This window comes from Paracoccus sp. (in: a-proteobacteria) (assembly GCF_030536915.1).
GTDB lineage: Bacteria > Pseudomonadota > Alphaproteobacteria > Rhodobacterales > Rhodobacteraceae > Paracoccus.
Map to the genome: position 1 here is coordinate 1 of NZ_JAUNPC010000048.1, position 20167 is coordinate 20167.

12 protein-coding genes are annotated in these 20167 nt (G+C 67.2%); 2 read left to right on the forward strand and 10 right to left on the reverse strand.

The genetic code is table 11. From position 1 onward, the window contains the following. The 5 genes from pelG to Q4F04_RS09570 all read right to left on the reverse strand — a co-directional run. Positions 1-1211: exopolysaccharide Pel transporter PelG (pelG, locus tag Q4F04_RS09550; RefSeq protein WP_303369601.1), on the reverse strand; the 1211-nt coding region annotated here is incomplete at its 3' end. Continuing rightward, positions 1211-2722, reverse strand: coding sequence for a GT4 family glycosyltransferase PelF (gene pelF / locus Q4F04_RS09555; RefSeq protein WP_303369602.1), 1512 nt, complete (start codon positions 2720-2722; stop codon positions 1211-1213). The genes pelF and pelG, both read right to left, overlap by 1 nt. Further along, complete coding sequence (locus Q4F04_RS09560) at positions 2719-3591, reverse strand: hypothetical protein (RefSeq protein WP_303369603.1); 873 nt, start codon at positions 3589-3591, stop codon at positions 2719-2721. Before Q4F04_RS09560 ends, pelF begins: the two co-directional genes overlap by 4 nt. Continuing rightward, on the reverse strand, positions 3584-4504 hold the full coding sequence (locus Q4F04_RS09565) for a hypothetical protein (protein WP_303369604.1): 921 nt from the start codon (positions 4502-4504) through the stop codon (positions 3584-3586). The genes Q4F04_RS09560 and Q4F04_RS09565 overlap by 8 nt, the downstream gene beginning before the upstream one ends. Before the next feature lie 74 nt (positions 4505-4578). Beyond that, positions 4579-6111 (reverse strand): hypothetical protein, encoded by a 1533-nt coding sequence (locus tag Q4F04_RS09570; RefSeq protein ID WP_303369605.1) that lies wholly within the window; start codon positions 6109-6111, stop codon positions 4579-4581. A 250-nt stretch (positions 6112-6361) separates the two neighbouring features. Between Q4F04_RS09570 and Q4F04_RS09575 the strand changes: the two genes are divergently transcribed. Next, positions 6362-8590: a hypothetical protein gene (locus tag Q4F04_RS09575; protein ID WP_303369606.1), complete on the forward strand. Its 2229-nt coding sequence runs from the start codon at positions 6362-6364 to the stop codon at positions 8588-8590. A 1-nt stretch (position 8591) separates the two neighbouring features. Further along, positions 8592-9914, forward strand: a complete 1323-nt coding sequence (locus Q4F04_RS09580) for a hypothetical protein (protein WP_303369607.1) — start codon at positions 8592-8594, stop codon at positions 9912-9914. On the opposite strand, the gene Q4F04_RS09585 is transcribed toward Q4F04_RS09580, so the two are convergent. The 5 genes from Q4F04_RS09585 to Q4F04_RS09605 all read right to left on the reverse strand — a co-directional run bounded on the left by Q4F04_RS09585 (position 9877) and on the right by Q4F04_RS09605 (position 19809). Beyond that, positions 9877-10866 (reverse strand): endo alpha-1,4 polygalactosaminidase, encoded by a 990-nt coding sequence (locus Q4F04_RS09585; RefSeq protein ID WP_303369608.1) that lies wholly within the window; start codon positions 10864-10866, stop codon positions 9877-9879. The two genes, Q4F04_RS09580 and Q4F04_RS09585, sit on opposite strands and share 38 nt — an antisense overlap. Before the next feature lie 220 nt (positions 10867-11086). Further along, positions 11087-12181, reverse strand: a complete 1095-nt coding sequence (gene galE, locus Q4F04_RS09590; protein WP_303369609.1) for a UDP-glucose 4-epimerase GalE — start codon at positions 12179-12181, stop codon at positions 11087-11089. A gap of 14 nt (positions 12182-12195) precedes the next feature. Continuing rightward, a complete protein-coding gene (gene glmS, locus Q4F04_RS09595) occupies positions 12196-14019 on the reverse strand; it encodes a glutamine--fructose-6-phosphate transaminase (isomerizing) (RefSeq protein ID WP_303369610.1) in 1824 nt (607 codons plus the stop codon). Between the two features lie 21 nt (positions 14020-14040). Next, positions 14041-15432: a phosphoglucosamine mutase gene (gene glmM, locus Q4F04_RS09600; protein ID WP_303369611.1), complete on the reverse strand. Its 1392-nt coding sequence runs from the start codon at positions 15430-15432 to the stop codon at positions 14041-14043. Positions 15433-15486: 54 nt separating this feature from the next. After that, on the reverse strand, positions 15487-19809 hold the full coding sequence (locus tag Q4F04_RS09605) for a hypothetical protein (RefSeq protein WP_303369612.1): 4323 nt from the start codon (positions 19807-19809) through the stop codon (positions 15487-15489). Positions 19810-20167 lie beyond the last annotated feature (358 nt).

Here is a 20167-nt window from a genome sequence, read left to right on the forward strand (position 1 = left end):
CGGTTGGCGACCAGCAGCATCGCGCAGCACAGGAACATGACGCCATGCAGGCATACGCCGATGAGGGCGACCCGCAGCATGAGGAACTGGTTGAAGCTGAAGTCGAGGAACCGGGCCATCAACGGCGCCATGAGAATGAGGCCGACGGTGATCGCCCCCTGAACGAAGGCGATGGTGAACACCCCGCTCCAGACGGTGCGCTCGAGATCGTCGATGCGTGCGCATATCGCGCCATGGGTCGCGCGACCCGCAAGTGCGGCCTTGAAGCGTTCGGTGGCCGCGACCAGGTCGCCATGATGGAAGACCAGAAGCGCGGCGTAACTGGGGATCACCGACAGGTGGGCAAGAAACATCACGCTGTCGTAAAGGCTGTAATGAAGCAGCCCGGCCTCTGATCGGACGCTGTGCGGGCCGAACCAGAAGGTCCACTTGTCGATCCAGACCCCGCAGATGGCAAACAGCACGCCGGCGCACAGCACGGCATTGCGGCGCAGGTCCGCAACCAGGCCCTGCACGGTCGGCAGGAACGCGTCGTAGCGGCTGGGGAAATGCATCTGGACATGCCGCAGGCACAGGGCCACGCAGAACAGCACGCCCGCGATGAAGCACCAGATGAGCATCTCGGTCGTCGGCGTGATGCTGGCGGCCACCAGCGTGCAGAACACCGAGAAGACCATCCCCCCCGTCAGGGCCGCGATCAGGAAGCCATAGGCGCTGACCGCCGAAAGGACAGCGAAGCTGGTCCAGAGCAGGGCGGCGGCCGCCGTCAGCGAGACCAGCCCCGTCGCGACCCCGATAGGCCGCACGCCCAGAAGCAGGCAGGCCAGGACCGCGATGACCTGGGCCGCCAGCGCGGAACAGGCGCCCGCGGCAAGGAACAGTTCCGGCACGCGGGCATGGTTGCCGGCCTGGACCTCGACCACCACGCGCCGCGCCGCGATCGCGCCGATCGGACCGGTCGCAAGGGGGGCGATGCAGAAGGCGTAGACCACGGTCAGGCGGAAGTCCTCGACCGCGGCAAGGCCCATCGCGGGCGTCATGGTGACCGAGATGATGGCCAGAGCGAAGACCGAGACGAGCCATGGCCCGGCTGCGACGATGATGGCCGCGGCAAAGCGCTGGACAGGTTTCAGCAGGGGGTCCGACAGCCACCACCGGAATTCACCCTGCCATCTGCGGACCACGGCGCGACGGGGCAGGTCCTGACCCATCAGGCCACCAGATCGTGATACAGCCGCGCATAGCGTGCGGCCGAGATTTCCGACGTGAAATAGAGTTCGACGCGGCGGCGGAGGTTCTCGCCGCAGGCAAGGCGCAGGGCCTCGTCCGTCATCAGTTCCACGATCCCCGCGCCGATGGCATCCGCGTCCATGGCGGGGGCAACCCTGCCGCCCGGACCGAGGTTGGGATGCTCGTCCGCGGCGCCCTCGATGATCTCGCGGCAGGACCCCACGTCCGTCGTGACACAGGGGATGCCCGCCGCGCCCGCTTCCAGAAGCACCAGAGGCTGCGCCTCGCTGATGCTGGTCAGGACAAGGACGTCGATGCGGGGAAGGTAATCGATGATGTTGACCTTGCCGGTGAATGTCACCGTGTCCTCCAGCCCCAGTTCGGCAACCCGCCGCCGGCACAGGGCATGGTAGTCCTCGTCTTCGTCGGTCGGGCCGATCACCAGGACCTGGACGTCGGGAATGGCGCGGCGGACGATGGCGGCAGAGGCGATATAGGCCTCGATGTCCTTGATCGGCACGACGCGGCCGATAAGGGCCACCGTGGGGCGGCGGTCCGACCGCTGAGGGACGATCGCGGCGAACTTCTTCAGCTCGATGCCGTTCGGAATGACGGAAAGCTTGTCTTCGCAGGCGCCCAGCGCGCGCTGGAAGGACTGGTTGGCCCCGTAAAGCGTGGTGATCCTATGGGCGCCGTCATAGGCGATCCGGGCAAAGGATTCGAAGGCGTCGATCCAGAATCGCCGGACATCCGTCCGCCCGTCCCGCCCCGACAGGCCGCTGTCGATGCTATCGGTGATCCAGTCGGCCATGACTAGGTCGATGCGGCGTTCGTTGGTATAGATGCCATGTTCGGTGATCGCGGCGGTGCGTCCCGTCGCCCGCGCGGCCCGCACGGCGAACAACCCGGCATAACCCGTCGAGATGGCATGATAGGTTCGCGCAGGCGGTATCCTGGCGGTTGAGACCGCAAGAAGGCTGCCCGCGAGATTCCGCCAGGCCCAGAAGAAGTCGCTGAAGGCGGAATGCGGCGCGATGCGTTCGTAGCAGGTGACGATCGCGTGCCAGGCGGCCCGCGATGCGGTCAGATCGCTGTAAAGGGGCGGCTGCGGCGCACCGAACCGGGGAAAGGGACGGCGGCAGACGGGTTCCGCGACAAGCGAGAGCAGGCCGTCGAATGCCGCGAGATCGCCCTTTCTGAGCACGCGGAACATGAGGTCGGCCAGGCGGTCATGATCGATGTCGGGCTGGCGCAGCCCCGGTTTGCGCACCCGCGGCGCAAGGGCCAGCACCTGGAAATCCAGCAGGTTCGCAGGCATCTCGTACCTGATCTCGCGCGGGCGTTCATCGGCCACGATGGCCACAACCGAAAAGCTGGTGCCCGGCTGGTTCCTGATCAGCCAGTCGATCCAGGATGAGACGCCGCCCGATACGAAGGGATAGCAGCCCTCGACGACAATGCAGACGTCGGCGACCGGCGATGGCGCGCTCATCCCAGCCCTCCGCAGGCATGTCGCTTGAGGCGCGGCAGAGGCCGCAGGGCGGGCCAGGGCGCCGGGGCCTCGGGTCCTTGCGCCGCGGATGGCGCGACGGTGCGGGAAGACTTGGCGAGCCGCGCCGACATCTCCTTGAGCGCACGGGCGGTTTCCGGATCAACGAAGCCGGATTCCGCGACGCTCAGGCATTCGGCGGCAAGTCCGGGGTCGCATGGCGGATCGCCGGACCTGCCTGACCCGAGCAGTTCCTTGGCGCGCGTCTCGTAGGTGCGGCGCAGCTTTGCATAGACCGCGGCCGCCTGGACCCGGATCGCAGGGGTCGGGGATGCAAGCGCGGCCGACAGGGCGGGGCGCATGTCGGGATGATAGGCGCGGGACATCGCCGCGATGGCCTCCTGCTGCTGGGGGAAGCTGCCCGCCGCAAAGGTCTGCAGCAGGCTGCACAGCGGTGACCGGGGAAGCGGGTGCCGGCGGCCCTGCACGATCCTGTCGTAGATCTCGTCGGCGCTGGCCTGGCCTTCCGTCCGGGAGGCGGTCGCCGGGCCCGGCCCGGCCTCTTTTCTGCGCGAGGCCGGCGCGGCTGGCACGGCGATCATCAGGGCGGGCCCGCCCAGGGGGCCGAAGAGGATGAGAAGGACGACCCGGACGAGGATCGGCTGCGAGAAACGGCGCCTCGCCAGCATGGCAAGTGCCCCGATGCCGATGGCAAGGCCGGTGTGAAGGACGATCACCTCCAGCATGGCATGGCGCCCCTGAAGCCATCCTTGCAGCAGCACGATGTCCATCAGGCAGGCAATGCCGGCAAACAGGCCAAGGCCGAACTGCGGCCGCGCGGCGGGAACAGGGACGGACAGGGCGTCAGGCATGCAACCGGTCTGCCACGGCCGGGGCGTGAGGCAGCGGAACCTGCACCCCATCCGCCGCAAGGGCCGCCCCGACGGCACGCGCCAGATGAACGAGCGTGGAGTTGAGATCCGCAAGCTCATCGGGGGAATCGACGAAGCCCACGACCGCACCGGCCGGTTCGGCCGCACCTTCCATGATGATCGGAACGGCAAGAGCGTGCCGCTTGTCAGCCGTCAGGACCTGCACGGGAAGGGAGGGATCTGCCCCTTTGCCCAAGGCGGCCAGTTCCTCGGCCGCGACGAACGCCGATGCCTCAAGCCCAGGATCGGTGGCTGCTGCCAGGACGATCTCTCCTGCAGCGGAGCGTTCGAGCAGGGCGATATCCACGTCGCTGCAGGCGCGGGCCGCGGCGACGAAGGCGTCATTGCGGTCCGCGGCAGGGTCGGACAGGCGCAGAAGCGCATCAAGCGCCGGGCGCAGAAAGGCCGGGGCCGCGCCCTCGGGCCGTGTCGCCGCGGCAAGCTCTGCCCGGGCAAGCGCGGCATCAAGCCTGTAGATCTCTTTCGCCAGCGCGTCGTTCATCTCGATCAGACGCGCATTGCCGCGCCGGACGCGCTGGTCGCGGCGGATCTGCCCCTGGCGATACAGGCCGATGATGACCGCCACAATCAGCCATTGCGTGGGCGTCGCCGCCATGTCCGCGTAATAGGCGGTGATGTCCACGCCGACCGGCCGGGGCGGCCAGTCCATCATCAGGGTCGCAAGGCCCACGGTGGCCACGCCCACGAACAGGCCGTGCTGGACGGCGGCAAGCAGCACGACGATCCAGAACGGGTGATAGGTCAGGGTCGAGAAGTAGTCCTCTCCGAAGAACAGGGGTTCGGCGGCCCTGATGATCAGCAGCAGAACGGCGCTGCCGAGAAAGCCCCGCAAGAAGGCGGCGCTTTCGGTCTGGGAGGTGCCGGGTTCGAAGCCGGCGTCGCGGGCCGGCGCTTCTGATCGGGAGGTCATTGTGACTGCGCGCTCCGCACGGGAAGGGGAAGGTTCCGGACATCGAGCCGCGCCGATTTCTTCGTCCCCTCCATCATCGGTGAAACGGTGACGAGATCGCCGGGCCGCACAAGCGTGGCCGGAGAGGCGGCGATGGTCCGGGTGCTTTCCGGGCCGTCCTGCCGTTCGATCGTGACCTCGAGCCGCGCGCCGCCGTCGCGAAGGACGTCAAGCTCGGCCTCGAGCGTCTGGTATTCGCTTTCCAGCGCGTCGGAGCGCGAGGTGAGGTTGCGAAGCTCGGACGCGAGCGCGTTCTGGCGCTGGGCATCCGCAAGGGCCGCGCCGTTCACGGCAAGATGGCGCTCGGTCTGCAACCGCAGAAGCGCTTCCTGCTTTTCCAGCAGGACCTGCTCGGCCTGCATGGCCTTGATCGTGGTGCTGTCCAGATGGGCCTCGGTGATCGTGCGGCTCTTGAGGAACTCGGCCTGCTGCTGGCGGCGATGATCGAAGTAGTCGAAATGGGTCTGCGCGATCTCGAGCTGGCGCTCTGCCGCCTCGATGCGGGCGTCCAGGTCCCTCAGATGCTCGGCGGTATGGACCTGGCGCATGAGCTGGGTGACGGTTTCGGCCGCAAGCGCGGCGCGTTCGCTGTCCACGCGATCCGCGCCCAGCAGGGCCGTCGTCGTGGTCAGCGCGGTGTCGGGGAAAAGCTCCTTGCCGGCCATGGCGGCTTCAAGGCGCATCCGTTCCAGATCCAGGCCGGCGCGGGTCCTTTCCAGTTCGCGGCGGCGCGAGTCGAGCGCGACCATGCGGACGGTGCTTGCAGGATCATGCGCCTGGGTCGCTCCGGCCTGGGCAAGCACGCGTTCCACGGTCAGGCCGGGGCTGTGGGCATGCGCCCCGGGGGAACGCACGGCCCCGCGGACCAGGATTGGGGGGCGGGCGGCATGGGCTGCGCTGACCGTGCTGGCGGTGCGGAACAGTTCGAAGGCCCGCTTCGCCACCAGCGCCTCGATGCAGGGAAGCGAGCGCCCGAGAACATCGACGCGCCCTATGGCGGGCAGCGAGATCGCGCCGGTGCCGGTGACGTCGTAGCTGCCCGACAGGTCCAGCCGCTCGAAGACGATGTCGGTCGTCAGGGCCTCGGCCCCTTGCGCGCCCGCGGCTCCGGCCAGGATCGAGGTCTCGAAGATGCGCAGCTGCAGCCTGTCCCCGATCACGGCGGCGTCGATGCCGGGGCTCGTGGCATCGCATTGCGCCGGCACGACGGGTTCTGCCGCGGCAAGGCGCACGGGATCGATCCTGGCCGCGGGAGCCAGGGGTTCGTCCGCCGCAGGCTGAAGAACGGGGGGCAGGACATCCTGCGCCGGCCCCGTCAGGACCGCCACGGCCGGACCGAGGCGAGCGCCGGACTTGTGATAGATTTCCACGATCCGCGTGACCAGGGCAGCGCCGCCCCCGTCCGTGACGATGGGCCAGGCCCAGAGGCCGGCAAGACCCGCGCCGACAACGGCTGTGCTGAAAAGAAATTCCCGAAATCCGCCCTGCATTGAAAAGCTCCCGTGTAATCTTCCTGCAGCGACCGGCGCGCCAAATCCCTTTGATGCCATCCGAATTTACGGTAAGTTCTGAATCCTCTCAACGGATTATCCTGCGTGCAGGAAGGAAAATCGGGAGAGCGGATTTCACCGAATGGCGTATGGCGGATTCAGGATGCATTTGCGGGTCGGCGGAACATCGAGACGGGCGTTAGTTTCCATTTATGTCATAAAATCCAGGATTTACGGGCGGATTTTCGCTGTGCTGCGCCTTGTATTCGTCGCGGTGCTATCCTTATGGATTACGCCTTTTGATGCTTGGGCCTGCGATTCCATTCCCAGAACGACGCTTGCGCTTTACGACGGCGCGCGCGAGCGGGCGCCGCGTGATACCCGTATCCACAGGTTCGCCGAGATCGTCCTGAATCACCTCGGGCAGCGGGTTGTCTATCATGACGTCTCGACGGGCCTTGCCCCCGAAATCGAGGCCGGATCTGTCAGGATGATGCTGTCCTGGTTCGACGAGTCCCCCCCGCCGATGGGCGCCCTGTGGGCATGGTTCGAGGCGGGCGAGGATTTCTGTGGCAAGGCGCCAGGGATCGTCGCCTTCGGCGAGATCGGGCTCGACGCGGGCACGAGGCCGGAAACGGCCCTTCTCGTCAGGAAAGCCATGGGGATCGAGGAGGATGGTTCAACCCATGCGATAGGCGCCGCGGCGACGGTCGCCGGGATGGACGCGATGCTGGGCTTCGAGGTGGATTTCCTGATCAAGCCCGGGAATTACGCGGGCATTCATGCAAGCGCCGATGGCCGCTCGCTGCTGCGGATCGCAAGCGGCGGCCTGGAACTCGACCTCGGGACCCTCGGCCCGGCCGGGGGCTATCTGCATGGAAGCGCCGCGATCGACGGGGACGGGCGGGGCGGGGCCTTCTGGATCGTCGATCCCTTCGCCTTCTTCGATCATGTGCTCGGGACGGCGCCCTGGCCGATACCCGACCCGACGACGCTTGCGGGCAAAAGGATCTTCTTCTCGACGATCACCGAGGAGGGCTGGCTTGACGTGATGCCCGCAAGGGACTTCGGCGAACCCGAGCAGCTTGCCTCGGAAGTTCTCGTCGAGAAGTTGATCGAGCCCTTCGCGGATCTGCCGATCACCGTGGCGGCGCTGACCGGCGATCTCGAGGAAAGCCTGGGCGGAACCGCGGCGCTGCGGGGGCGGCAGGCGGCGGTGCGCGCCCTGTCCCGTCCCAATGTGGAAAGCGGGACCCAGGGGCACAGCTACGTCACGGACTGGGATTTCTTCGTGAGCTACGACCAGGGCCGCGAGGCGGAGATTCTGCAGCAGGCTGAGGACCCGGACCAGCAGAACGCCCTGGTGGTCTCGGCGGTGCAGACGCTTGGCGATGCCTTTGCCAATCCCGGTGCCTCGACCTTCTCGAAGACGCCGAACGCGCCGCGGAAATACGCCTCCGAGCCGTTCAACCTGGACACGGAAGTCGGGGGCGCCCTGGAGGAGGTCCAAGATCTTGCCGGAAGGGAAGGCCCCGCGGGTGCTTTCGTCTGGAGCGGGGACGCGCGGCCCTTCGAGGCCGCGCTCGTGGCCGTGGAGGACGCCGGAGCCGAGAGCATCGGCGGCGGCGGCGGAACCTGGTACGCGGCCAACCCGTCCCTTTCGGGTCTCTGGCCCTTTTCCGCCCCGGTGGGAGAGCATCTGCAGGTCTATGACGCGCTGAGCGGCGATGCCGCCTATACCGGCTTCTGGACCGCGCCGATCCACGGTTTCCACGCCTTCGGCGAAACCCTGCGGCGGACGGAAGACCCGCGGCGGCTGAAACCCTTTGAGCTGGCCTTTGCCGCGCGCTCGGCGATGTTCTTCGAAACGCGCCGCGCGGTCGAGCGGTATTTCGAGGAGGCGAGGACGGGTGACGTCATCCCGGTGCACGCCGCCCGCTATGCAAGGATGGTCCGGGGGTTCCAGTCGATGCGGGTTCTTCCCGAAGGACCGGACGCATGGCGGATACTGGACCGGGGAAGCCTTCAGACCGTCCGCTTCGACCGGGTGCCCGATCGGGTGCTGGACCTGGATCGAAGCAGCGGGGTGATGGGCGCGCGGCGCAAGGGCGACAGTCTTTACGTGGCCCTGGACCCGAACACGGAAGCGCCGCTGGTCGTCCTGGCCAATGGCGCCGATCCGACCGGCATCGCCCGCGGCACGGCGGCGCCGGGTCTTCAGTCCAGCCGGGTCGTGATCGACCTCTGGCAGCGCGAGGGCTGCGCCCTGCATGTCCAGGTGTCGGGGGTCATCGGGGGCGAACTCGACCTGGTGGGCGAGCCCGGGGGCGCCTACCGGGTGACCGTGACCGGCGACAAGCCGGGGCCGGAGCAGACGGTCATCCCCGACCCCGAGGGCAGGATGTCCGTTTATGTGCCGGTCGGCGCCTCGGGGCAGGGGCGGGCCTCGATTCTGGCGCCTTGCGCTGAAAGGGCGTGAGATGCGGAACTATGCAGCGGTATTCCTGACATTATGCGGCTTCGCCATCGCGGCGCTTGTCATGCTGAGGCCGGACCCCGGCGTCCGGTTCGAGGCCGAACTGTCGCGGCTCGAACCCGAGGACGCCCTGTCCCGGCTGCGCGAGGTGGAAGGGAAGTTCGCCTTTCATGACAACCTGGAATTGCTTTACGGCCGGTTGTCGCTGGCAGACGGGGATCTTCCGTCCGCGCGGCGGGCGTTCCTGCGTGTCCTGTCGGGTGCGCGGCCGTCCGAGGAGGTGCTCGAAGCGCTCGTCGGGATCGAGATCGTGGCCGGGGATCTCGCTCTTGCCGCCGCCTATCTTCAGCAGGCCTATGACCTGTTCCCCACCCCCGAGCGGCGTGAGCGGCTGGGATTGTGGTACAGGTCGCTGCGGATGGCGGATGCGGAACGCGCGGTTCTTCAGTCGGTCGAGCCGTCCAGGCTGACGGCTTGGGAGGCGCGGCGCCTGAGCAAGCTGCTGATGGGCGGGGACCGCGGCGCCTATGAGCAGCTTCTGATCGAGCTGGCCGGAAAGAGCGGCGAGGAAGGGCTGACCTTCAAGAAGCGCCTGCTGGAACACCTGGCCGAGACGGGCCAGATGGCGGCAGCGGTGCAGCATGCGTCGGCATGGCTGGAAACCGGCCCGGATGCGGGCGCGGTGCTGGAAGCCTCGGTCAGGTCCCTCATCGGCAGGGGCGCGCTGGACCCGGCGATCATCGTCGCCCGCAACGGCTTTGCCGCGGCACCGCAGGACGGTCACATGGTCCTGCCGGTCTTCGCGAAAAGCGGGCATGGGGGCGTTGCCCGCATCCTGCAGTCAGAGTGGCTGGCGGGCCGGACGGTGCTGAGTTCCCCCGAGTGGGACACCCTGCTGTTCATGGCCGAGACGAGCGGGGACCTGCGCGCCCTGAGGTCGGTGCTGGCGTCGCACCAGGCGGCGCTGGCCGAGCCGGCGGTGATCGGCCGCGCCCTGACGCAATTCCTGCGCTATCGCGGGGCAGGGGCCCTGGTCCCCTATCGGCGCCTTCTGTCGCCCGAGGTCCAAGAGGCCGCGCCGCTTGTCGCGGCAGCCTGGACCGGCTGGACCGGGGATCGCCGGGCTTCCTATGATTTCCTGCTGAAGGCGGCGGCCTTGCCGTTGTCGGAATGGGACCAGTCCATCTGGGTGCATGTCTCGGACGGGCTGCAGGGCAGCCCCTTTCACCGCGCCCTGCTGGCCGGCGCCGCCGCGAACGGGGATCTGCAGCGCCGGCTTCGCGACAGGGTCATTCCGTTGCAGCCGCAGCCGGCGACGAAAGGGTGATCGGCGGGGTCAGCTGGCTGTAGGCGCTGTCCAGGGCGACATACGAAAACACGCCGTTCCTGGCGGTCTGCGCCGTCACCCTGTCGCGAAGCTGGCCGGGATCGATTTCGGGGAACTGCGTCGCGATGTCGAGGGCCAGCACCGAGGCGCCGTTGGCCTGGAAATCCTCTTTCAGCGCCTCGAGCGCATGGGGATGCATGTCGGGGGCGGACAGGTTCTCGACCATGATCGCGTCGATCGCGTCGAGGTAGGCGGCAAAGGCCGCCTTGCTGTCCGGCCCCGCGCTGGCGCCCGCGGCGTCGCGCCCGATGAAGACACCGTTGTTGACGATGATCAGGGCGTCGCAGTCCCAGGCCCGGGCGCGTTCCGCCAGTGCCCCGACAAGGCGCATCATCTCGAGGGCGAAGCCCGACGCATCGGAAGGCCCCGCGGGTCGCGTGCCTTCCGGCCATTGCAGCGTCTTGTCGAGGGCATGGCTGTAGTAATGCAGGACGTCATCAAGAAAGATGCCACCCGCGCCCGCGGCCATCAGCCGGTCGACCCGGGCCAGAAGAATCTCCTTCCACTCCGGCGTCCAGAAGGCCGCGAGATCGTCGCCATGGGCGGTATGAGGCCCCTGCCAAGGCGGAGGCAACGGGTCGCCCCCGGCCTTGACCGCCGCCGCATGGTCGATCCAGTAATCCCGGTAGGTCTCGACCTCGCTGACATTCAAGTAGCCCAGGACGGGACGTTCGCCGTTCCGGCTGATGGTGGCGATTTCTTCGGGGGTGAAGGGCAGTTCGCGGCCGGTGTCGCTGTAATGCGCGCCGATCTTCGTGAACTCGATGATGAGCAGGCCATGGGGCTGGGCGGCCAGCTTCTCGGCCGAGTAGGTGTCGCCCCAGTACTGCACCCCGAAACCCTGCCGCAGCGCAGAGGTGAGGGCGGCGGCACGGGATCGCGGCGAGGCCATGGTGCAATCCTGGGCGGGCGGTTCCGCCGCTGGGGGGGCGCCTTGCGCCCAGGTGGCATGGGATTGGGCGACAAGACCCACGAGGCCGGAAAGGATCGTCGAGCGGAGGGCGGAGATGATGAGCAATTTCGACACTGTTGCAAGGACGCGCCACTCCCCGGCGCAGGGCCGAGGAGCAGGCTAGCTTGGAAGAAAACGCTTTCTCAAGAACAATCCGCCTTCAGTGCGGCAATCTTGGGACGAAAGCTTCGGCCTGCCTTTCGCGCCGGGCGGAATGGATGGGCATCCCGTCCTCGCCCTGCGCGGTGGCCAGCCCTTTCTGGAAGGCCCAGTGGTCCGCGCACATCGCCTTGAGGTCGCGCGTCGCGTGCCAGCCGAGCAGCCGGTGGGCGAGCGTCGGGTCCGCCAGCGAGGCGGCCGCGTCACCGGGGCGGCGCGCGACGAGATCGAACGGAACGGGATGGCCGCAGGCTTCCGAAAAGGCGTCCAGGATCTGCAGGACGCTGTAGCCCGTGCCGGTCCCGAGATTGATCCGCAGATGCGGTTCCCCGGGGTTCCCGAAAAGATGATTGATCGCCGCGACATGCCCGCGGGCGAGATCGAGGACGTGGATGTAGTCCCTCGTCCCCGTGCCGTCGATCGTGTCGTAGTCGGACCCGAAGACCTGCACCGCCTTGCGAAGACCCGCCGCCGTCTGCGCCACATAGGGGAAAAGGTTGTTGGGCGTGCCGCGCGGGTTCTCTCCGATCAATCCGCTGGGATGGGCGCCGACGGGATTGAAGTAGCGCAGCGAGATCGCCCGGAAATCGGGCGCGGCCACGGTCAGGTCGTCGATGATCTCCTCGATCATCAGCTTGGTGCGGCCGTAAGGGTTGGTGACGCCCGTCGGCGCGGTTTCGGGGATCGGCAGCGTCTTGGGAAAGCCGTAGACGGTCGCGGAAGACGAGAAGACCAGCTTCTGCACGCCCGCCGCGCACATCGCCCGCAGCAGCGCGACGGCGCCGAGCAGGTTGTCATGGAAATAAAGCAGGGGATCGGCCACGGATTCGCCCACGGCCTTTTTCCCGGCCAGATGGATCACCGCATCGACGCGATGCAGGCGAAGAACCTCCTGAACCAGCGCCTGGTCCCGGACATCGCCCTCGACAAGTTCGACCTCGCCAGGGACGATCCGCGAGATGCGCTCGACCGTGCGCGGGTCCGAGTTCTCGAAGTTGTCGAGGATGACGACGCGATGTCCTGCCTCGAGCAGTTCGACCACGACATGAGAGCCGATATATCCGGCGCCGCCGGTCGCAAGAATGCATTTTTGCATGATGATGTCCGCCTTTATTCGACCGTTACGGCTTTCGCGAGATTGCGGGGCTGATCGACGTCGGTGCCCTTAGCGAGCGCGGTGTGATAGGCGATGAACTGCACCGCGACCGCATAAACGAAGGGCGCGATCAGGGGATCGACGCTGGGCATCCGCACCATGCGCCAGGCCTCGCCCTGCAGGTCGGCGCAGGCGGCCTCGTCGCCCAGGACGGCGACGCGCCCCTTGCGGGCGATCACCTCGCGCAGGTTCGATGACAGCTTCTCGAACAGCGCGTCATGCGGCGCGAGCGCGATGATGGGGGTGGTCTCGTCGACAAGCGCGATGGGACCATGCTTGATCTCTCCGGCCGCATAGCCCTCGACATGCATGTAGGTGATTTCCTTGAGTTTCAGGGCTCCTTCCAGCGCCAGCGGGTACATCAGCCCCCGGCCCAGGAAGAGTGCATCGCTCGCCGATGACAGCTCGGCCGCCAGGGCTTCGAACTCGGGTTCCAGAGCGATGCATTCCGCCATGATGCGCGGCACGGTCGAAAGCGTCTCGACATGGGCGCGCTCGGCCTCGGCATCCATGGTGCCGCGCTTGCGGGCGATCATCGCGGCCATGGCGACAAGGCAGAAGGCCATGGCGGTGAAGGCCTTGGTCGAGGCGACGCCGATCTCGGGCCCGGCATGGATCGGCAGCACGATGTCCGCCTCTCGCGCGATGGTCGAGGTGGTGACGTTGACAAGCCCGAGCGTGGTCTGGCCCGCCGCCTTGGCATAGCGCAGCGCGGCAAGGGTATCGGCGGTCTCGCCGGACTGGCTGACGACCATGGTGACGCCGCCCTTGGGAAGCGGCGGCTCACGATAGCGGAACTCGGAGGCGATCTCGATCTCGACGGGGATGCGGGCGATCTTCTCGATCCAGACCTTGCCGACATGGGCCGCGTAATAGGCGGTGCCACAGGCGACGATGGTCAGGCGCGGGACCGCGGCCCAGTCGATCGCCTCGGCTGCGCATTCCACCCGGTCGCGTCCGGGCGAAATCCATGTGCCCAGCGCCCGGGCGATGACCGAGGGCTGCTCATGGATCTCCTTGGCCATGAAATGGCGGTGCTGGCCCTTGTCGGCGATGATGGTGTCAAGGGCGACGACCTGGACCTTGCGCTCGACCGGCATCCCGGCGGCATCATGGATGCGGACCGCGCCGCGGGTGACGATGGCCCAGTCGCCTTCTTCAAGGTAGGCAATGCGGTCGGTCATGGGGGCAAGCGCGATGGCGTCCGACCCGACGAAGCTCTCGCCTTCGCCGAAGCCGATCACCAGCGGAGAGCCGCGGCGGGCGCAGACGAGAAGATCGTCCTTGCCCTCGAACAGGAAGCACAGCGCATAGGCGCCCCGCAGGCGCGACACGGTCGCTGCCGCGGCATCCTCGTAGCCCAGGCCCCGCGCGATCATCGAGGCGCAGAGCACGGCGATGACCTCGGTATCCGTCTGGGATTCGAAGCCGTAGCCCTGCGCGGCCAGTTCCGCCTTCAGTTCGGCGTAATTCTCGATGATGCCGTTATGGACGACCGCGACCGGACCCGAGCGATGGGGATGGGCATTGTCCTCGCTGGGTCGGCCATGGGTCGCCCAGCGCGTGTGGCCGATCCCGGCGCTGCCCCCCAGGGGGCTGTCCTCCAGCAGGCGGGCGAGGGCGCTCAGCTTTCCCTCGGCCCGGCGCCGGTTCAGAAGGCCGGCCTCGACCGAGGCGATGCCGGCGGAATCGTAGCCGCGGTATTCAAGGCGGCTGAGTGAATCCATCAGGATCGGGGCTGCGGGCCGGTTGGCCAGGACCCCCACAATTCCACACATGGCAACGATCTCCTTGGAAAACTACATCAGGGTCCGAAGCTGTTCCGCCTGCGCGGCTGCGCCTTCGGCAAGCATGGCCTCGCGGCACATGACGTCGCTGACCTCGTCCACGACTTGGTGGATCATGTCGGGGTCCTCGCCCTCGGCCATGACGCGGACCAGGGGCTCGGTGCCCGAGGGCCGCACGACAAGGCGGCCGCTGCTGCCGAGGCGGGCGGTCATCTGCTGGATGACGCGGATGACCGCGGGCTTTTCCATGGGGGCCCGCCCGCGTTCGACCGACACGTTGCGCGTCACCTGCGGCAGGGGCTCGAAGCGGTTCAGGACCTCCGACGCGGGGCGGCCGGCCTCTTGGACCGCCGCGATGGCCTGCAGCGCGGCGACAAGCCCGTCCCCGGTCGTGGTCAGGTCGGACAGGATGATGTGCCCCGACTGCTCTCCGCCGATGTTGCAGCCCGTGGCGCGCATGTGCTCGACGACATGGCGGTCGCCCACGCGGGTGCGCGCCAGGCCGATGCCCTGCCCGGCAAGGTGCCGCTCCAGCCCCATGTTGGACATGATGGTGGCGACCAGCGTGGCCCGGGCAAGCTCGCCCCGCGCATGGGCGCGTTCCGCGATGGTGCTCATCAGCTGGTCGCCGTCGATCAGGCGGCCAGTCGCGTCGATCAGCTGCACCCGGTCGGCATCGCCGTCGAGCGCGATCCCCAGGTCCGCGCCATGTTCCAGCACGGCAGCGGCGCAGGCCTGCGGCGAGGTGGAGCCGCAGCCGGCATTGATGTTGAGCCCGTCCGGCGAGGCGCCGATGGGGATGACCTCGGCGCCGAGTTCCCAGATCAGCTTCGGGGCGACCCGGTGGGCCGCGCCGTTGGCGGCATCGACGACGATGCGAAGCCCGTCCAGGCGCAGGCTGCGCGGAACGGCGCGTTTGACGAATTCGATATAGCGCTCGTCCGTGCCTTGGATGCGCCGGGCGCGCCCGATCCCGCCGGGCTCGGCCAGTTCCCCCTCGGTTTCGATGCCGGTCTCGATCGCAGCCTCGTCCGCGTCGGACAGCTTGTAGCCGTCGGGTCCAAAGAACTTGATGCCGTTGTCCTGGTGCGGGTTGTGAGAGGCCGAGATCATGATCCCGAGGTCCGCCCGCAGCGAGCGCGTCATCATGCCCACCGCCGGCGTCGGCAGCGGCCCGGTCAGAAGCACGTCCATCCCGACCGAGGTGAAGCCGGCGACTAGGGCGCTTTCGATCATGTAGCCGGAAAGGCGCGTGTCCTTTCCGATGAGGACGGTCCGCGCCCCATGGTCGCGGGCAAAGTGCCGGCCGGCAGCCTGCCCCAATTGCAGTGCCATTCCGGGTGTGATGGGCCAACTGTTCGCGCGGCCCTTGATGCCGTCCGTTCCGAAAAGTCTGTTGGGCATATGGGTTTTCCTTTCAAATCCTCCGCCCGCGGCCGGGCAGGGGCTGCGGAGCGATCAGGCCAGCGCGAAGCTGTCCACCAAGATGTCCGAGACCGAGAAATCGTTGAAATCGAGACCGGCGAGCAGCAGGCGGTCAGAACCTCCGACCGCCAGCGCAAGCCCCCCGGCGACGGCCTGGAAGGCGGCATGGGCAGCCGAGGCAGTCGCGAAGCCGAGGCCCTGCAGGTCCAGCCTGTCGGACCCGCCCTGGAAATCGAGGATGACATCCGAGGCAAATCCGGCGGTGAAGACGAAGCGGTCCGCACCGGCCCCGCCATGCAGCACGTCGTTGCCCGCGCCCCCGTTCAGGATGTCATCCGCGCTGCCGCCAAGAAGGATGTCCTTGGCCGCCGATCCGATCAGCCGGCTTCCCGGGGCAAGGAAGTCGATCGTGGCCGCATGCTGTCCCACGGCGTCGAAGACGAGCGAAACCGTCCCGGCCGAGGGCAGGCTTGCGCCATCCGCGCCCGTGACATGGATGGGCCTTGCCCCCTGCGACGCGAGTTCGACCAGCACGCTGCCCCGCCCGAAGAACGAGAAGTCCAGATCGGTGCCGTTGCCGGACACCGAGATCAGCTCGCCCCGCATCGGCAGGCCCGCGACATGGGTGACATCCGCCGCCTGCGGGCCGAGGGTGATCTGGAAGGTCCCGCCCTGCTTCGGCAGGAAGACGGAATCCTGGTCCCAGGCATACCAGTTCGCGACCGAGGCGATCTTGCCTTCCTTGCCGACATCCAGCGCGAAGTTGCCCGCGTCGCTGGACTGGACAGTGACCGTCAGGACATCGCCAGCCCGCGCCGCGGTCAGGCTGCTGCGCGAGAAGCTTTCGATCCGGCCGGCAAGATCCTGTCCGGTCACGAACTCGGCCCCGTCGGCGGCGGCCCTGGCGATCAGAGACTCGAACATCTGCAGGGAATAGACCTGCGCGGGATCACCCAGGTTCCAGTTGGTGGGGCCATAGTCATGCCAGGGGAAGGCCAGGATCGGGGTCGTGCCCCCGCCGATCAGCCGGTCGTATTCGGCCAGCCAAGCGGCTTCGGCCTGCTGCGGCGTCATGCCGTACCAGCCGACCAGCGAGAAATCGAAGGACATGTTGGGGGCGATATAGACATGCCCGGTCTCGCCCGGCGTCAGGTAGCCGAAGGCCCCGGGATAGCCCGCGCCGACGCCCGAATAGCCGCCGCTGAGATAGTCGAAGAACTTGATCATCTCGCGCGTGGCACCCACGCGCTCGGGCGCGCCGGGCACCGCGGCGCCGGTGATCTCGATGCCGAGCTTCTGCTCGATGATCAGCTTCGAGGTCTCGAACTGGAAGCGGTAGGACGAGAACAGCAGATCCTGTTCCGCCTGGGTCAGCGTCCAGGGATCGACGGCATTCGGGTTGCGCGGATCGACGCGGTTGACCAGCGCGAGGATCTGCGGCGTGTCCGCAAGCAGGACGTTGGTGTCATGCGGATGGGTATAGGAATGGGTGCCGATCGCGCTTTCAAGCCCAAGGATCGCCTCGTAATAGGGTTTCGAGACGGCCCAGTCCGTGGTCTGGTCGGGCGGGTTCGCGCCCACGTTGATGTAATACGAGCCGACGAAGCCGTATCTGTCATACCAGTCCCGGATGATCGGCAGCATCGCGTCGTAGATGCCGGGGTCCTGGGCGCTGACATCCCAGACCTCCTGCGACTGGTCCATGTCGTTGCGCGAATAGAACAGCGACGAGCCCCGCGTCATCAGCAGCGAGACGTCGGGCGCGTTTTCCTGCACGATCCAGTCGATGGCTTCGCCCAGGATGTTGTTGTTGCCAAGGATGGCATCCGTGGCGAAATGGACGTTGCGGCCGCCCGTCTGCGTCGCGATCACCGCATCGCGCGCGACCGTGCTGCCGCCGGTGCCGACGACCTGGTCGAAGAGAACCTGCCCGGTCCCGGTCGTGTCCTTGAAATACAGGTACGAGACATTGCCGTAAGTCCCGACCACCTCGCCGTTGCCGTAGCCGTCGAGGATGGGATTGCCGGCATCGGTCGCCTGCAGCCGGATGCCGTTCGTCTGGCCATAGCCTTCCAGCGTGACGCCCAGAAGCGCGCTCATCCGGGAATAGGCGTTCCCCGCGATCGCCGCACCGGTCTGGTCGTTGGTCAGGAAGTTTCCGGCGGCGATCAGCCCGACCCCGTATTGCTGCACCGCGGTCGTCAGCGAGGCGGCGATGGCCGCGACCTGGCCTGACTGCGCATGCGAGAAGCCGGGGAAGATGATGGCGTCATAACCCGCGAGGTTCGCGGGATCGAGAAGGTCGCCCTCGTTCAGCAGGTCAAAGGGGATGCCGGCCTGCATCGCCTGATTCTGCGCCGCCATGAACAACTGCCCATAGGCGGTCACGTCATAGAAATTGGCGGCCGTGGTGGCGGAATAGACGATGGCGACACGCGCCCCGGGCGCGTTGACGGGATCGGGCGGCGGCGGGGGCGTGCCGACGACTAGGTTCGCGCCGGTGTAGTCGCCGGGCAGGAACACGCTGTCATTCACGTCGGCAAGGACGCGGATCGACGAGGGAACCCCGGCCAGGATCGACTGCGGCAGCGCAACCTCGAAGCCCGAGCGGTCCGCGTTGAAGGCGTATTCGAGTTCGGCGACGAAGGTGCCGCCTGCCGCTCCGCTGTAAAGCCTCGCCTTGCCGTCCGCGGTGATGTTGATGTTGTATTCCGCGCCCCCGGCCCAGCCCCAGATCTGATGACCCGTGCTGCTGTCGCGGTCGCTGTCGATCCAGATGGTGGTGTTCTGGCCGATCGCCATGCCGTTCGATGCGATGGCAAGAACGAAATGGCCCGCCCCTTGTCCATCCCGGAGGACATCGCCGCGAAGCTGGTGGCCCGCGCCCTCGTGAAGCAGGCTGCCGGGCGCCCAGTCCGAAAGGTTGCCGTCAAGGGTGATCGGGCCGACCCGAACGGGCGGGGTGCCGACGATGAAGTTGGCGGTCGCATAGGCGTTGGGAATGAAGACGCTGTCGTTGACGTCCGCAAAGGCCCGCAGGGACGGCGTGTTGCCCAGCAGCGCCTGGTCGATGGCAATTTCCAGGACCGTGCCGTTGCCGCTCATGACATGATCGATCTCGGCGACAAGGGTTTGCCCGGCGCCGCCGCTGTAAAGGCGCGCGACGCCGTCCGCGCCGATGTTGACGTTGTATTCGGCCCCGACCGCCCAGCCCCAGACCTGATAGCCCGTGCTGCCGGAAAGATCGGTATCGAGCCAGATCGTCGTGTTCGCGCCGATGGCGGTCCCGCCCGTGGCGATGGCGAAGGTATAGGCGCCCTGCTGAAGATCGCCGTAGAAGGCATGACCCGGCGCGCCGGTGGCCGGGCTGTCCAGCCGGGTTCCCGCAAGCCAGTCCACCAGCAGTCCGTCGAGGATCTTGCCGCCCGCCGAGACCGGGACCGGCTCGCCCACGACGAGGTCGGCATTGGCGTAATCATTGGGCAGGAACACCGCGTCGTTCACGTCGGCAAAGACGCGGATGCGCGCGGGATCGCCCGCCAGAAGATCGCGCGGCGCCGCGAGTTCGAGAACCCTCCTGTCGGAACTCAGCCGATGGATCAGGTCGGCGACATGGGTTTCTCCGGCGCCGCCGGTGTAAAGCCGCGCAACCCCGTCCGCCCCGATGTTGATGTTGTATTCCGCTCCCCCGGCCCAGCCCCAGATCTGGTGCCCGGTCGTCCGGTCGAGATCGGCGTCGATCCAGATGGTCGTCCCCGCGCCGATCGCCGTGCTGTCCGAGGTGATCGCAAAGACATAGGTGCCGGCGACCAGATCGCCGTAGAATGCGTGACCGGCGGCGCCCTGTCCCGGCGCATCCAGCCGCGTGCCCGCGCCCATGTCGAGCATGGGTCCGCCGACGACGAGATCGACATCTGCATAGCTGTTGGGAAGGAAGGCCGTATCGTTGACGTCGGCAAAGACACGGACCCGCTCGGAACTGCCGCCAAGAAGGCTGCGGTCGATGCGCATCTCGAGTGTCCGGCCGTCACTGCTGCGCGCGGCCTCGACCACCCCGACCAGCGTCTGGCGGGGACCGCCCGTGTAAAGCCCCGCGCGGCCGTCGGCGGCCACCTCGACGTGATACTCGGCGCCGCCGGCCCAGCCCCAGATCTGGTGCCCCGTCGCGCGGTCGAGATCGGTATCAAGCCACAGGGTGGTGCTTTCGCCGATCGGGACCGAGTCGGCGCCAATCGCGAAATAAAGGAATGCTGGATCCGCAAAGCCCCAGAGGCCGAAGCCTGCAGTCCCGGTCGCAGGCCCATCAAGGCGGAAGGCGCGCGACCACTCGTTGAGCGAACCGTCAACTGCCGGCATGGGATTTCCCTTTCAGAAGGAAATGCAGCACGATCCGAAGACCGGCGCCATGCCCTGTTTTCCCGCGAGCAGACGGCTCGAGGCAATCCGCGAAGAAGAGATTGCCGATCAGGAGAGGGAGCTATCGAAAGGATAGTATCAAAAGTCGCAGGGATTGGCGCGTGGCGCAATGCTGGTAGAACTGCATTGCTGGCGAGTGCGAAAGAATAATGGTCGGCCCGATAGGCCAAGCGGATAGTGTCCGGAGAGCGTATCGACCGCCTGGGTGTTCAGTCCCGGCATCTGGTGGATCGGGGTAACATGCTGTCAGACGAATGCGAGTTCGTTGGGGGTTTTGTCAGAAGAACGTCTTTCTCTA